The sequence below is a fragment of the Devosia riboflavina genome (assembly GCF_000743575.1).
Taxonomy (GTDB): domain Bacteria; phylum Pseudomonadota; class Alphaproteobacteria; order Rhizobiales; family Devosiaceae; genus Devosia; species Devosia riboflavina.
The window spans coordinates 94478-108009 of record NZ_JQGC01000027.1 but is presented as its reverse complement, the minus strand read 5'-3'; the positions used below and the strand labels follow the sequence as shown (position 1 = coordinate 108009).

At 61.7% G+C, this 13532-nt stretch carries 16 protein-coding genes; 11 read left to right on the top strand and 5 right to left on the bottom strand.

What is annotated here, in order from left to right; genetic code table 11:
- Positions 1-86 precede the first annotated feature (86 nt).
- The 3 genes from JP75_RS21115 to JP75_RS21105 form a co-directional block, all read right to left on the bottom strand.
- Complete coding sequence (locus tag JP75_RS21115) at positions 87-641, bottom strand: response regulator (RefSeq protein WP_035086638.1); 555 nt, start codon at positions 639-641, stop codon at positions 87-89.
- Between the two features lie 151 nt (positions 642-792).
- Entirely contained in the window at positions 793-1401 is a 609-nt protein-coding gene (locus JP75_RS21110; protein ID WP_035086637.1) for a superoxide dismutase, read from the bottom strand.
- Between the two features lie 97 nt (positions 1402-1498).
- On the bottom strand, positions 1499-3580 hold the full coding sequence (locus JP75_RS21105; RefSeq protein ID WP_035086636.1) for a S9 family peptidase: 2082 nt from the start codon (positions 3578-3580) through the stop codon (positions 1499-1501).
- A gap of 209 nt (positions 3581-3789) precedes the next feature.
- Here JP75_RS21105 and mbhE point away from each other — a divergent pair, with 209 nt between their 5' ends.
- The 11 genes from mbhE (at position 3790) to JP75_RS21050 (ending at position 12454) form a co-directional block, all read left to right on the top strand.
- Positions 3790-6162, top strand: coding sequence for a hydrogen gas-evolving membrane-bound hydrogenase subunit E (gene mbhE, locus JP75_RS21100; protein ID WP_244446375.1), 2373 nt, complete (start codon positions 3790-3792; stop codon positions 6160-6162).
- Entirely contained in the window at positions 6159-6584 is a 426-nt protein-coding gene (locus tag JP75_RS21095; RefSeq protein WP_035086635.1) for an MnhB domain-containing protein, read from the top strand. The genes mbhE and JP75_RS21095 overlap by 4 nt, the downstream gene beginning before the upstream one ends.
- Entirely contained in the window at positions 6584-6961 is a 378-nt protein-coding gene (locus tag JP75_RS21090) for a Na+/H+ antiporter subunit C (protein ID WP_035086634.1), read from the top strand. The genes JP75_RS21095 and JP75_RS21090 overlap by 1 nt, the downstream gene beginning before the upstream one ends.
- A gap of 2 nt (positions 6962-6963) precedes the next feature.
- The gene (locus JP75_RS21085) at positions 6964-8541 is read left to right on the top strand and encodes a proton-conducting transporter transmembrane domain-containing protein (protein WP_035086633.1); all 1578 of its coding nucleotides are present in this window, start codon (positions 6964-6966) and stop codon (positions 8539-8541) included.
- Positions 8538-9017 carry a Na+/H+ antiporter subunit E gene (locus tag JP75_RS21080; protein WP_035086632.1) on the top strand — a complete coding sequence of 160 codons (480 nt, stop codon included), beginning with the start codon at positions 8538-8540 and terminating at the stop codon, positions 9015-9017. Before JP75_RS21085 ends, JP75_RS21080 begins: the two co-directional genes overlap by 4 nt.
- Positions 9014-9325: a cation:proton antiporter gene (locus JP75_RS21075; RefSeq protein WP_035086630.1), complete on the top strand. Its 312-nt coding sequence runs from the start codon at positions 9014-9016 to the stop codon at positions 9323-9325. The genes JP75_RS21080 and JP75_RS21075 overlap by 4 nt, the downstream gene beginning before the upstream one ends.
- Positions 9322-9675: a monovalent cation/H(+) antiporter subunit G gene (gene mnhG / locus JP75_RS21070; RefSeq protein ID WP_035086629.1), complete on the top strand. Its 354-nt coding sequence runs from the start codon at positions 9322-9324 to the stop codon at positions 9673-9675. The genes JP75_RS21075 and mnhG overlap by 4 nt, the downstream gene beginning before the upstream one ends.
- Before the next feature lie 129 nt (positions 9676-9804).
- Positions 9805-10227, top strand: coding sequence for a Ros/MucR family transcriptional regulator (locus JP75_RS21065; protein WP_035086627.1), 423 nt, complete (start codon positions 9805-9807; stop codon positions 10225-10227).
- 266 nt (positions 10228-10493) lie between these two features.
- Entirely contained in the window at positions 10494-10853 is a 360-nt protein-coding gene (locus tag JP75_RS21060) for a helix-turn-helix domain-containing protein (protein ID WP_244446374.1), read from the top strand.
- Positions 10846-11343: a DUF6456 domain-containing protein gene (locus JP75_RS26660; RefSeq protein WP_051961069.1), complete on the top strand. Its 498-nt coding sequence runs from the start codon at positions 10846-10848 to the stop codon at positions 11341-11343. Before JP75_RS21060 ends, JP75_RS26660 begins: the two co-directional genes overlap by 8 nt.
- A 73-nt stretch (positions 11344-11416) precedes the next feature.
- Complete coding sequence (locus JP75_RS21050; RefSeq protein ID WP_035086625.1) at positions 11417-12454, top strand: acyltransferase family protein; 1038 nt, start codon at positions 11417-11419, stop codon at positions 12452-12454.
- Here the strand turns inward: JP75_RS21050 and JP75_RS21045 are convergent.
- Positions 12448-12876 carry a SufE family protein gene (locus tag JP75_RS21045; protein WP_035086623.1) on the bottom strand — a complete coding sequence of 143 codons (429 nt, stop codon included), beginning with the start codon at positions 12874-12876 and terminating at the stop codon, positions 12448-12450. The genes JP75_RS21050 and JP75_RS21045 overlap by 7 nt on opposite strands.
- A gap of 145 nt (positions 12877-13021) precedes the next feature.
- Positions 13022-13318, bottom strand: a complete 297-nt coding sequence (locus JP75_RS21040) for a hypothetical protein (RefSeq protein ID WP_035086622.1) — start codon at positions 13316-13318, stop codon at positions 13022-13024.
- Positions 13319-13532: the final 214 nt, after the last annotated feature.

The following is a 13532-nucleotide window of genomic DNA, read 5'->3' as shown; positions in this document are numbered from 1 at the left end:
TGGAGGCGTCTTGCCACGCCTCGTCCTTCGAGGCTTTGCCTGCGCAAAGCGCCTCAGGATGAGGTCTACTGTGGAGAGGATGACGCCTAAGCCAGCGGCTCGAGCCCCGGATGCATGGGCTTGCGGCGGTCGGGGAAGAGCGGCACGACGTTGTCGGTCGAGCGGCGAGATTGATGGGGCTGAGGCTTGGGCATGGGAACGCGGTCGCGGCGTTCGGGGCCGCGATAGCCGGAGCCAAGCAGGCCCACCACGCTGCGATTGATGAGGCGGGCCTGGACGCGCTGCAACAGGTGGCGCGGCGACATGGGCTTTACCAGCACTTCATCGATGCCGGCGCTGATCGCCTGATGGCGCATGGGCGGGGTGATGCTGCGGGTGAGGGCGATAACGGGCAGTTCGCGGCTGACGAAGCGCGGATCGAGGCGAATGGCTTCGACCATTTCATAGGCCGGGCGGCCTTCCCTGTCGAAATCGACGACCAGCATGTCCAAGGGAGCGATTCGCATATAGGCGAAGAGTTCGGCTTCGCTTTCGAAGGGACGCACGCGCAGGCGCGTATCGCCGGCCAGAACCATGGTCAGCACAGACGTGAGCGCAGGATTGGCCGCCAGAATGGCGACCGTTTTTGGCCGTGACGTCAACGCATCCCCCCTTGTGGTAAATAGAGCGTTAACATGACCCGTCGCGAGTTTGAAGCTGGGGATTCCACCAAGTCGCGGATAATCTTGGGAAAAGTTAACCCGCCGGCGCTTGGCGCCGGCGGGTTTGGGTAATTCAGCGATTGGCCGAAGCTTACGCAGTGGCTTCTTCGAAGAGCAGCTCGACGTGTTCCCAGTTCACGAGGTTATCGAACCAGGCTTCGAGGTACTTGGGGCGAGCATTGCGGTAGTCGATGTAATAGGAGTGTTCCCAGACGTCGACGCCGAGGATCGGCTTGCCGCCATAGACCAGCGGGGATTCGCCATTGGCGGTCTTGGAAATTTCGAGCTTTCCGTTCTTGACCGAGATCCAGGCCCAGCCCGAACCGAACTGGGTGGTGCCGGCGGCGATGAAATCGGCGCGCAGCTTGTCGAAGCCGCCGAGATCGGAATCGACGGCAGCCTGCAGCTTGCCCGGCAGCTTGTTGCCGCCGCCATTGGGCTTCATCCAGTTCCAGAAGTGAACGTGGTTGTAGTGCTGGCCGGCATTGTTGAAGAGGCCGGCATTCTTGCCGAAGGCTTCCTTGACGATGTCTTCGAGCGGCAGGATTTCGAGGCCCGAGCCTTCCAGCAGCTTTTCGCCATTGGTGACGTAAGCCTGGTGGTGCTTGTCGTGGTGGAACTCAAGCGTCTCGGCCGACATGTAGGGGCCCAGGGCGTCGTAAGCATAGGGCAGGGGCGGCAGGGTAAACTTGGTGGACATGGTAGCCTCCGTTTCTGGAAAGATGACGCTTAAGCGAAATCGGATTTGTGACGAGGTATAAGCACTTTGCCTTGGCGCAACAATGACGGCGGGAGAACTAACCGTCCAAACCAACCGACTTTATCGCAAAGGCATAGCACTGGGCCGTCTCCTTGAGACGGTCGAAGCGACCAGAGGCCCCGGCATGGCCGGCGCCCATATTGGTCTTGAGATATAATGGCGCATCCCCCGTGGCGGTTGCCCGGAGCTTTGCCACCCACTTTGCTGGCTCCCAATAGGTGACGCGCGGGTCGGTGAGGCCGGCAAGGGCAAAGATCGGCGGATAGTTTTGGGCTGACACGGCCTCGTAGGGCGCGTAAGCCGCGATGCGATTGTAGTCCTCAGCCGAGGTTATGGGATTGCCCCATTCGGGCCATTCGGGCGGGGTGAGCGGCAGGGTGTCGTCGAGCATGGTGTTGAGCACGTCGACGAAGGGCACCTGGGCGATGACGCCGGCCCAGAGATCGGGGCGCAGATTGGCGATGGCGCCCATCAGCATGCCGCCGGCCGAACCCCCTTGGGCGACGATCTTACCCTTTTGGGTATAGCCACCGGCGATCAATGCCTCACCGGCGGCGATAAAGTCCGTAAATGTGTTGGTCTTGAACTCGCGGCGGCCGTTCTTGTACCAGGCATAGCCCTTGTCCATGCCACCGCGGATATGAGCGATGGCGTAGACAAAACCGCGATCGACAAGCGACAGGACCGAAACCGAGAAGCTCGCCGGCATGGACATGCCATAGGCGCCATAGCCGTAGAGCAGGGCTGGGTTGGAGCCGTCGAGTTTGGTGCCCTTTTTGTAGAGGAGGGTCACCGGGACGTCGGCGCCGTCAGCGGCCTTGGCGAAAATGCGGTGGGTTTCATACTGCGCGGGATCGTGGCCGGAGGGGACTTCCTGCGTTTTGAGCAGGGTACGGGCGCCGGTCGCGAGATCGACGTCGAACACCTGGTTGGGCGTCGTCGGGGAGGAATAGGAGAGGCGGAAAACGGTGGTGTCGAATTCGTAGCCGACAGACATGCCGAGGGCATATGCCTCTTCCTCGAAACGGACCACGTCTTCCTTGCCGGTCGTGAGGTCGCGCACGACGATGCGCGGCAGGCCATCCTGGCGTTCGAGACGCAGGAGGTGGTTCTTTATGACGATGGTATCGAGAACCAGCACGCCGGGGCGGTGGGCGATGAGGTCGGTCCAGTTTTCCGCGCCGGGATTGTCGAGCGGGGCGGTGACGACCTTGTAGTCCTCCGCGCCCTCGGCATTGGTGCGGATATAAAGAAGGCCGTCGCGCTCCTCGACATCATATTCGCGGTCGGTGAGCCGCGGGGCGACAAGGCGCGGCTCGCCGCCCTTTTCGGCGTCGATCAGGTAGACTTCCGAGGTCTGGTGATCGTGGGCGTCGATGATGATGAACTTGTCGTTCTGCGTCTTGCCGACGCCGACGAAGAAGCCGGGATCGCTTTCTTCATAGATGATCGGATCGGAGGATTGCTCGGTGCCGATGACGTGGCGACGCACACGATAGGGGCGGTGGTTATCGTCATATTCGGTGTAGTAGATCGCCTTGGAGTCATTGGACCAGACATAGCCGCCGGCCGTGTCCTTGATGACTTCCGGGCTATCGAGGCCGGTTTCGAGATCGCGCACGACGATGTCGTAATATTCCGAGCCGGCGCGGTCGGCGGCCCAGGCGAGATAGCGGTGGCTCATGTCGTGATCGGCACCGGCAAAGCCGAAATAGTCCTCGCCAGCTTCCACATTGCAATCGAGGAGGACGGTTTCAGCACCGCCGTTCCGCGGGGTACGCACGACTTGCGGATACTGCTTGCCTTCGAGCATGCGCGAATTATAGGCCCAGGGGCCGTCGGGAGAGGGGACGCCGCTATCGTCCTCTTTGATGCGGCCGCGAATTTCCTTGTAGATTTTTTCCTGCAGGTCCGCGGTCGGCTTGCCGAACTGGTCTTCGTAATAGGCATTTTCGGCGTCGAGATAGGCGCGGATTTCCGGATCGAGCGTTTCCGGGTTCTGCATCACCTCCTGCCAGTTTTCGGCGCGCAGCCACGCCCAGGGGTCTTCACGGGTCACGCCGTGATGGGTGTGGCTATGGGGCACGCGTTTGGCTTGGGGAGGAGTGATTGGGCTCATCGTCTTTCCGAGGGGATCGAGAGAAGCGGATTTTAGGCCGCGGAACAGGTGACAAGGACATAGGCCGCACGGCGCGGGATTGCCAGACCCCTAAGCCATTGAAGATATCCGCAACTATCGTCGCCCCAGGTCCGATTTGGCTTGTCCTCGGGAGTGTCATGGTTAAGGTTTCCTCAAACTGAACGAACATCGCATGGAGGAGGGGCCGAGTGGGGCTGTCCCTTGAAGCCAGCATCGCCCTTGCCGCTTTGGCGCCTTTTCTGGCGGCGCTGCTGACGCCCTTCATCCATAGCCTCGCCGGCCGCTATTCGGGCTGGGTTCTCGCGACCGTTCCGGCCGGGATTTTTCTCCTGCTGCTGGGCGTCAGCGAGCCCGTCATTGCCGGCGGCACGATTGCTGCTTCCTTTGGCTGGGTGCCGTCCTATGGGCTGACGCTGAGCTTTTTCGCCGATGGCCTGAGCCTGATCTTTGCCCTGACCATTGCGGGCGTGGGCACGCTGATCATTCTCTATTCCGGCGCCTATCTGAAGGGACACAGACACAAGGGCCGATTCCTCGCCTATATGCTGTCCTTTATGGGGTCGATGCTGGGGCTGGTGCTGGCCGATAATATGCTGGCGCTCTTCATGTTCTGGGAGGCGACGTCAGTCACCTCCTTCCTGCTGATCGGCTTCTACCATAATCGGCAGGCGGCGCGGCGAGGGGCCATTCAGGCGCTGGTGATCACCAATATCGGTGGCATGTGCCTGCTTGTAGGCGTCATCCTTGCGCAGCATCTGTCAGGCACGTGGCTGCTCAGCGAATTGCGCGGGCTCGGTGGCGTGCTGAAAGATCATGCGCTTTATGGCCTGGTGCTGGCGCTGTTCCTGGGCGCGGCCTTCACCAAGTCGGCACAGTTTCCGCTGCATTTCTGGCTGCCCAATGCCATGGAGGCGCCGACGCCGGTTTCGGCATTTTTGCACTCGGCGACGATGGTGCAGGCGGGCGTTTATTTGCTTGCTCGCATGACGCCGGTTTTGGGTGGGACTGCGGTCTGGACCGGCGTACTCGTGGCTTTTGGCGGGGTCACGCTGATCTGGGGTGCGCTCGGCGCGCTTCGGGAAACCGATCTCAAGCAAATCCTGGCGCAAACGACGATTGCTTCGCTGGGGCTGCTGGTGCTGCTGATCGGGCTCGGCAGTGAGGCGGCGATTGCGGCCATGCTGGTCTATTTCGTGGCGCATGCCTGCTACAAGGCCGGGCTCTTCATGGTGGCGGGCGCGGTCGACCATGAGGCGGGGACGCGTGACATCACCGCGCTTGGCGGATTGGCCGACAAGATGCCGGTGACCTTCATCGGCGCGGCGCTGGCGGCGCTCTCCATGGTCGGGCTGCCGCTGACGGTCGGCTATTTCGCCAAGGAAGAAATGTATCTGGCGCTGGTCGGCGGGGACTGGCTGATGCTTTTTGTGTTGGCCGTTCTGGTGGTGGGCAATGCCCTGCTGGCGGGCGTGGCGCTGATCGTGATGATCCGGCCGTTTCTCGGCGATGCCTTGCCGACGCCCAAAAATGCCCATGAAGCGCCGGTGGCCATGTTGGCGGGGCCGATCCTGCTCGGTGGCGTCGGTGTGGTTGCGGGCCTCTTGCCGGATTGGTTGAGCGCGGATGTGCTGGCGCCGGGCGCGATGGCCATTCTGGGGCATGCGGTGGAGCCGCATCTGAAACTCGCGCTCGATCTCGCGAGCCCGCTGATCTGGCTTTCGGCGCTGACCTGGTTGCTCGGTATTGTGGTCTTCCGGCAGGCTCAAGCGATCCGCACGGTGTTGCGGCGGCTAAGTGCGGGGATCGGCTGGAATGCTGACACGGCTTTCGATGCGGTCATGTTCGGCCTCATCCGCTTTGCCGCGACGGTGACGCGGGCGCTGCATCACGGAAAGCTCGAATTCTATCTGCTGGCGGTCTTTGCTGCGCTGGCCGTGGCGCTGTTCTGGCCTATGCTGGCGCTGGGTGGGCTCGACTGGATCGTGCCGACGGCGGAGCTGGGCGATTGGTCCAAGCGCCTGGTTCTGCCGGACCTGCGCCCCTATGAATGGGGCGTGGTATTGCTGGCGGTGCTGGGGCTCCTGGCGGTGTTGATCGCGCAGAGCCGGCTCATTGCCATTCTGTCGCTCGGCATTCAGGGCACGGCCCTGGCGCTGATCTTTTTGCTCTTCGGCGCGCCGGACCTCGCCTTTACCCAGCTTATGGTGGAAGTGCTCTCTGTTGTCATTCTCACCATCGTCATGACCAATCTTCGGCTCGATGCGCGGGATCACCGGCCATTCGAGGACTGGGCGCGCGATGGGACGCTGGCCGTCGTTTGCGGCGCCGGGGTGAGCCTGCTGCTCATGCTGGTGCTGACGGGTACGCTCGATACGCGGCTCTCGGATTTCTTTACTGCCACCAGCGTGCCGATCGCCCATGGCGCCAATATCGTCAACGTCATCCTCGTCGACTATCGCGGCTTTGATACGCTTGGCGAAATCTCGGTGGTCATGGGTGCGGGCATCGCCATTCTAGCGCTGCTGCGGCGGCGCAAGAAGACGGAGGAGACAGGGCCATGAACACGGTCATTTTCCGCACGGCGGCGCCGCTGATCGTGGCAACCATGTTGGTCTTTTCCGTCTATGTTTGCCTGCGTGGCCACAATGAGCCGGGCGGGGGCTTTATCGGCGGATTGATCGCTGCGGCATCCATCGCGGTTTTCGGCATGGCCTCGGGTGTGCCGGCGGTGCGGCGGGCGCTGAAGGTTGATCCGTTGGCGATTGCCGGTTTTGGCGTGTTGTTGGCGGGTTTTTCAGGGCTGCTGAGCCTCTTCATCGAAGCGCCGTTCATGACCTCGATCTGGCTCTATCTCGATCTCGGGGAAACCGTGGTGCCGTTCTCGACGCCCATGTTTTTCGATATCGGAGTCTATTTCGTCGTTTTCGGAACGCTCTCGGCCATTGCCTTGGCGCTCGAAAGCGACCGCGAGGAGGATCTGTGATGGATTATATCCTCGCCGCCCTCGTCGGTGTCTTCGTTTCGCTCGGCATTTACCTGCTGCTGTCGCGTTCGGTGATCCGCATGTTGATCGGCATGACCATTCTGGGCAATGGCGTCAATCTGCTGATCTTCACCGCCGGGCGGGTGACGCGCGAAGTGGCGCCTATCGTGCCAGGGGGGCTCGATGTGCCCGCAGGGCCGATTGCCAATCCGCTGCCACAGGCGCTGATCCTGACGGCCATCGTCATCGGCTTTTCCATGTTCAGCTTCCTGCTGGTGCTCGCTTTCCGCGCCTATAAAAGCCTCGATGCGGACAATACCGATACCATGCGCCTGGCCGAGCCGGAAAACGCGCCCCAGCCGCCATTGAGCTACTGACCATGACCCAATTGCCTCAGGCTATGATCGAGACTGCGACATCAGCCGCCGATTGGGTGCTGGTGCTGCCTGTTGTGCTGGCGCTGATGGGCTCAGCCGCGCTGCTGGTGGTGCGGCGCAGCAATAGGCTGCCGCTGCTGGGCGCGGTGCTGGTCATAGTCGCCATCATTGCCTGCGAAATCAGCCTGCTGCTCCGCATTGTGAGCGAAGGGCCGCTCAGCATGACCATGGGCAAATGGTTGCCGCCCTTCGGCATCAGCCTGACGGCCGATCTTTTTGGTGCCGGCTTTGCGCTGGCCGCGGCGGTCGTGACGCTGGTCGTCGTGCTCTATGCCGAAATCGACCGGGAGGGGAATGACGGCAAGGATGGCTTTCACTCCATGGTCCTGCTGCTTCTGGCAGGTGTGACCGGCTCGTTCCTGACTGGCGATCTATTCAATCTCTATGTCTGGTTCGAGGTGATGCTGATTGCCTCGTTCGGGCTGATCGTTTCGGGTAGCAGTCCGCTGCAGCTCGATGGCGCGGTGAAATATGGCTTCCTCAATTTCCTCGCGACGACGCTGTTCCTCCTGGCGCTCGGGCTGACCTATGGCCTGCTGGGGACGCTCAATATGGCCGACATCATGCTTGTGGCGCCGGACGCCAATCGCGCGGCGATGACGGGGATTGCGGCGCTGTTGCTGCTCGCCTTCGGCATGAAGGCGGCGGCTTTTCCGGTCAATGCCTGGCTGCCGGCTTCCTATCACACGCCGACCCCGGCGGTTTCGGCTTTGTTTGCGGGCTTGCTCACCAAGGTTGGCGCCTATGCGCTGTTGCGCGCGCTGGTGGCGGTGCTGCCCGATAGCCGCGAAATGCTGGAGCCGGTATTGGCCGTGCTGGCCGTTGCGACATTGGTGATCGCGCCGCTTGGCGCCATTGCCGAAACGCATCTGCGCCGGGCCGTGGGCTTTTTCGTCATCGGCGGCATTGGGGCAATCCTCGCCGGCCTGTCGCTGCCCGATGTCATCGGCATTGCCGGGGCGGGGATCTATATTTTCCACGCCATCCTGGCCATGACGGCGCTCTACATGGTGGTGGGGCTGATCGAAGTGCGGACCGGGGCGAGCGATACGCGGCAGATGGGCGGGCTCTATGCCGCCAGCGCGCCGCTTTCGATCCTGTTCTTCTTGCTCATTCTTGCCGTTGCCGGCGTGCCGCCCTTCCTCGGCTTCTGGCCAAAATTGCTGTTGCTCGAAGCGGGGGTGGCCGACGCCGAATTGGGCTGGGTCGGTAGTGCCTTGGTCGTGGCGCTGGTAATCAATGCCATTCTGACCCTGATTGCCGGCACGCGGCTCTGGTCGCATGTGTTCTGGCGCAATGGGCCGGAGGGCCAGCCGGCTTCGGGCGAACCGATGCCGCTGGTTGCGCCGACGCCGCGGGTTCGGCTGGCCTTTGGGGCGGTCAGCGCGCTGGTGCTTGGGGTGGTATTGATCGGCCTCTGGCCAAATCCACTTATTGAAGTGGGGCAGCGCGCGGCGGCCGATATCGTCGATCCCGGTCGCTATGTCGAGGCGGTTGGCCTTGCGGAGGTTGAGCCATGAGCGGCGCCTTTCTTGTGGTCATCCTTGCCCTCGGCTGGGCCGGCATAACGGGCAATTTTTCTGGGCTGAACCTGCTCTTTGGCGGTCTCGTCGGGGGCGGCGCCCTGTTGATTTTGCGCTATTCGATCCGCCAGCAGGGCGCATTGGGCCGGGCCGGCAAGGTGCTCTCGCTGATCGCGCTCTTTCTCTACGAATTGATGGTCAGCGCCATCAATGTCGCGCTGATCGTCCTGCGTCCCGATCTCAAATCGGCGCTGAAGCCGGCCATCGTGGCGGTGCCGCTGACGGTCAAGTCGGACGCGGAAATCACGCTCCTCGCCAATATGATCACGCTGACACCCGGGACGCTGAGCGTTGATGTCGCCGAGGATCGTTCGGTTCTCTACGTCCATGCGCTGACCATGGAGAGCGATACCGCGCTGATTGCCGGGATCGCCAATGGCTTTGAAGCGCGGATCAAGGAGGTGTTTCAATGACCGTGGCCGCTTTTGTCGACCTTTCGAGCCTGATCGCCTTGATTCTCTTGGGGCTCGCCCTGCTCGTCTCGATCGTGCGCATCGTTATCGGTCCGACGCTGCCCGACCGGGTGCTGGCGCTCGACCTGATGACCGTGGTTGCCATGGGTTTCATCGGCGCCGTGGCCGTGCGCACCGGGAGGATGCTTTATCTCGACATTGCCATTGCCCTGGCGCTGCTCGGCTTCCTCGCGACCGTGGCTTTGGCCCGCTATATTTTGCGGCGAGGCCTCAAGACTGACGCCGCCGCAATGGAGGCGCAATCATGATCGGCGATATCGCACTCTGCCTTGGGGGCGGTCTGCTGATTCTGGGGGCGATTTTCACGCTTCTCGCCGCCGTCGGTGTGGTCCGTTTGCCTGATTTGTACACGCGGATGCACGCCGCCTCCAAGGCAGGCGCAGTTGGTGGTGGATTAGTTCTCATCGCTGTTGCCGTGATCAGCATGGATGCTGCCGTGGCTTTGCGTGCAATCATCGGCGTAATTTTCGTGCTTTTGACTACGCCCGTGGCCGCGCATCTCCTTGCCCGCGCTAGTTATATTGCGGGTTATCATGCCGGGGAAAGTACGGTGCGTGACGATATCAAGACACGATTGGAACAAAATTCTGGATCATGAATAATCTGTAATGCATCCAATTAATTGGATTAGCGGCAGTTGCCTGCGGCAGTAAACAGACTTAGGAATGCAGCAAGGCTGTGACTGCCCCTGTTGCTGCCCAATAAAAAAATTACGGAAGGTTAGATCATGAACGACAATACCGCTCCGGCGGATGTGGGTGAGTTCGACCTCGTCGAACTCAGTGCCGATATCGTCTCAGCATATGTAAGCCACAATGCCGTGAGCCCCTCGGACCTGACACGGCTGATTGCCGATGTTCACGGTGCCCTGCGCGCGCTGCGGAGCAATGAAGTGCCCGCCGTGGTCGAGGATCTCAAGCCCGCCGTGCCGGTCCGCAAGTCCGTCGCTGCCGACTACATCATCTGTCTCGAAGACGGCAAGAAGTTCAAGTCGCTCAAGCGCCACCTGCGCACGCACTACAACCTCTCGCCCGAGGAATATCGTGAGAAGTGGGGTCTGCCCGCAGATTATCCCATGGTTGCCCCGAACTACTCGGCGACGCGCTCCAAGCTCGCCAAGGACAATGGCCTCGGCCGCAAGGCTGGCTGATTTCGCCTAGAGCGGACGCTTCGGAGGGACCGAAGCGAGCGCCCTAACCCCCTCATACTGCCTCGCAATTGACCAAGGCATCTGCGTGCCGGCCTTGCGATGCATCAAAAAGCTGGTCCCCCTGCTTTGCGGCCGCCTTCGGGCGGCCGCAGTGTTTTTGGCCCGTCCCATGCGTCCTTGTGCGGAAAATTTCAAAACTTATCCCCGGGGTGGACAACCTCTGTCAGGGTGTAGGAATATTGTCCTATATCCGGTGGAGGATGACCGTGCGAATCGAAACTCATCATAGCCATGCGCCGCGCGAGCGCCTGCCTTCGGTCCACGACGATGCGGGCCTGGCCCAAGTTCTTGCTTTGATTTCGCGCGAGCGGAAAATTCCTATCCGCTTGCTAGTTCACGTTTCTCGCTGTCAGGCCGATACGGCAAGGGCGCGTCAACTGGCCATGTATCTGGCCCATGTGTCGAAGGGTATCAGCCTGACTGCAATTGGTGCGGCCTTTGGGCGAGATAGGACAACAGTCTCTTACGCCTGCAGCCTGATCGAAGACTTGCGCGACGATGCCAGGTTTGATGCCGAATTGGACCGGCTTGAAGCACAGCTTATGGCAGGAGGCGAGAATGAGTGAGGGATTGCCTGAAGCGGTGGGTCGCCTTTCGGCGGCCCGGCGGGACAGCGCGCCGTTTCTTTTGCCCCACCACGTCGAGGCGGCGCGGCGCCTGGCGCAGGTTTTCGAGCGCGCCCGCCTGCGCCAGCGCGTGACCATGTCCTATGATCCCACCCGAACCGGTGGTCGGGGCAGCGGCAGCCCGGTGCAGGGCACGCTTTCGGCCAGCGCCGCGGATGCGCGAAAACATCTGGCGGATCTGGCGGCCACGATGCCCGCCGAGTGTTGGGCCGTGCTGTTCGACATTTGCGGGCTCGATCGGGGTTTGCAGGATGTCGAGCTGGAGCGCGACTGGCCGCGGCGCGGCGGCAAGCTGGTGCTGCGCATCGCGCTCTCCCATCTCGCCGCCCATTACGGGCTCGATGCTGAAGCACGGGGGCGCGAGGCGCAAAGGCAGCGGCACTGGCTGCCGGAGCGGGCGCCGATGTTTCCGCCGGCAGAGGCTTCTTAACGATGTAAGCGTCTGTAATGTTCTGGGAAATGGTACGCGTGATAAGAATGTCAGCCGCAATCGTGACCGAACCATGCCCGGGAAAATCGTCTCCGTCCAATATCTGCGCGCCATCGCCGCCCTGCTGGTGCTGGCCTCGCATGCCTTGCTCTACCCGCTGGTGGGAGAGAACATTGCCTATGGGCGGCTGGGCTGGCTCGGTGTCATCCTGTTCTTCGTGATTTCCGGCTTCATCATGGTCAGCGTGACCGATATCGGCCGCTTCGACGGGCGGCAGTTCATGCGCCGACGTATCCTCCGCGTCGTGCCGCTCTATTGGGCCTTTACGCTGATCGCCGCGGCGCTGGCGCTGTTTGCGCCGCAACTCTTCAAGACCACCAGCTTTGACGGCAACCAGTTGGCACTCTCGCTCGCCTTCATCCCGTTTTACAACGGGGCGAGCCATGGGCTGCACCCGCTTTATAAGCTGGGCTGGACGCTTAATTACGAGATGTTCTTCTATGCCTGCTTTGCGCTGCTTGCCATGTTCACCGCGCGGAGCAGGGTGGTGGGGCTGACCCTCGCCTATGCGGCGCTGGCGATCGTGGGCTTTCTGCTCGCTCCGCAGTCAGCCATTCCACAATTCTATACGAGTTTCCTGCCGCTGGCCTTTGTCGTCGGTTGCTGGATCGGGCTCGGGCACATGGAGGGCTGGATTTCCCGGTTGCCGAAACCGGTGGCCATTACCCTCGTCGTGATCGGCGTGGCTGGCCTTGCCGAAGGCTTTTTGTGGAATCACGGTTTTGTCGAGGACGTCACCGCCTTTGCCGGCTTCCTCAGCTTTTCAGGCGTGGCCGTGATCTTGGCGCTGCGCAGCGAGGGGCGGTTGCCGCGTATGGTCTGGCTCGAGCGGATGGGCAATGCATCCTACTCGATCTATCTCGTGCATATCTTTGCCGTGGCTCTGATGGCCGGGGTCGGCCTAAAGCTGATCGGGCCGAACCTGCCGGGAATCGTGCCGGTTGTGACCGTGCTGGCCATCGCGACCGGGGTATGGATGGGGCTGCTGCTCTATCGTTTCGTCGAGCAGCCGCTCCTCAGAAAATTGCAGCGGCAAAAAGCCGATCAGTGAACCTTGGCCCGCGCTTCGGCGCGGATGCGGTTGACCATGGCGACGAGGCCGTTGGAACGCTGGGCGGTGAGATGTTCGCGCAGACCCAGTTCGTCGAAAATGGCAATGGCATCGGTCTCGGCGATTTCGCGGGCCGGACGGTCCGAGTAGAGCGCGAGAAGGATCGCCACGAGCCCCTGCACGATCATCGCATCGCTTTCGCCACGAATGTGAAGCGACACGGAGCCATCCGCTTCGACGGGCTCGGAAACGAGCCAGACCTGCGAGATGCAGCCATTGACCTTGTTGGTGTCGACGCGCTCGTCGGCTTCGAGCCGCGGCAGAGCCTGGCCGAGTTCGATGAGATAGCGATACCGGTCTTCCCAATCATCGAGGAAGGAAAGATTGTCGGCAATGTCCTGGAAAGGCTGGGGCTGGGTCATGCCCTCTATCTAGGTAAAGAAAGAAAAAGCCGCAAGCACGGGGCAAGGTGCTTGCGGCAGGGGCCAGTGGACGCTGGAGTTGCGTCGCTTGGGCAAGAGACGCGTGCCACTGGATAGATCAATCGGACGCCGGGGCAGGCGTCCGTCAGCCCGCCCAATCCGGTCGAGGTCGGGGATAGGGAACCGGATTGTCCTGCGGCGCGACATGCATGGGTGTGCCGGAGGGCGGGATAGGGGGGAGGGCGGCGGCAACAATTGCCTTGCCCCCAAGACATTGCAGGCTATCGCACTCGATCGCCTCGATCTGGTTGGCAACGAACTGGCTGCCGCGAGCCAGGGCCTCGTTAGCCACCGACCCGGCAGAGGCGCGCACATCGACTTCGGGCCGGATGACCACGAAGGCGACAGTGAGCCAGAATGCCGAACGCAGGAGAAACATCATAACCGTGGCTTCCGAACGGGCCTCTCCCGCTCTTCGGTCTTAACACTAGGTGGCGCTTGTTAAGGCGAACTGGGGTCAGTTCTTAAAATTTGAAACAAATGGTTGTCGCAGTTTCGGAATTGGGCAACGCCTTGTTTACGCTAACCGGCGAAAGCCCCCTGCATGGGCGCGCACTTAAGCCTGTCTTAGCTCCTGCCGCGCGAGTGTGAGCATA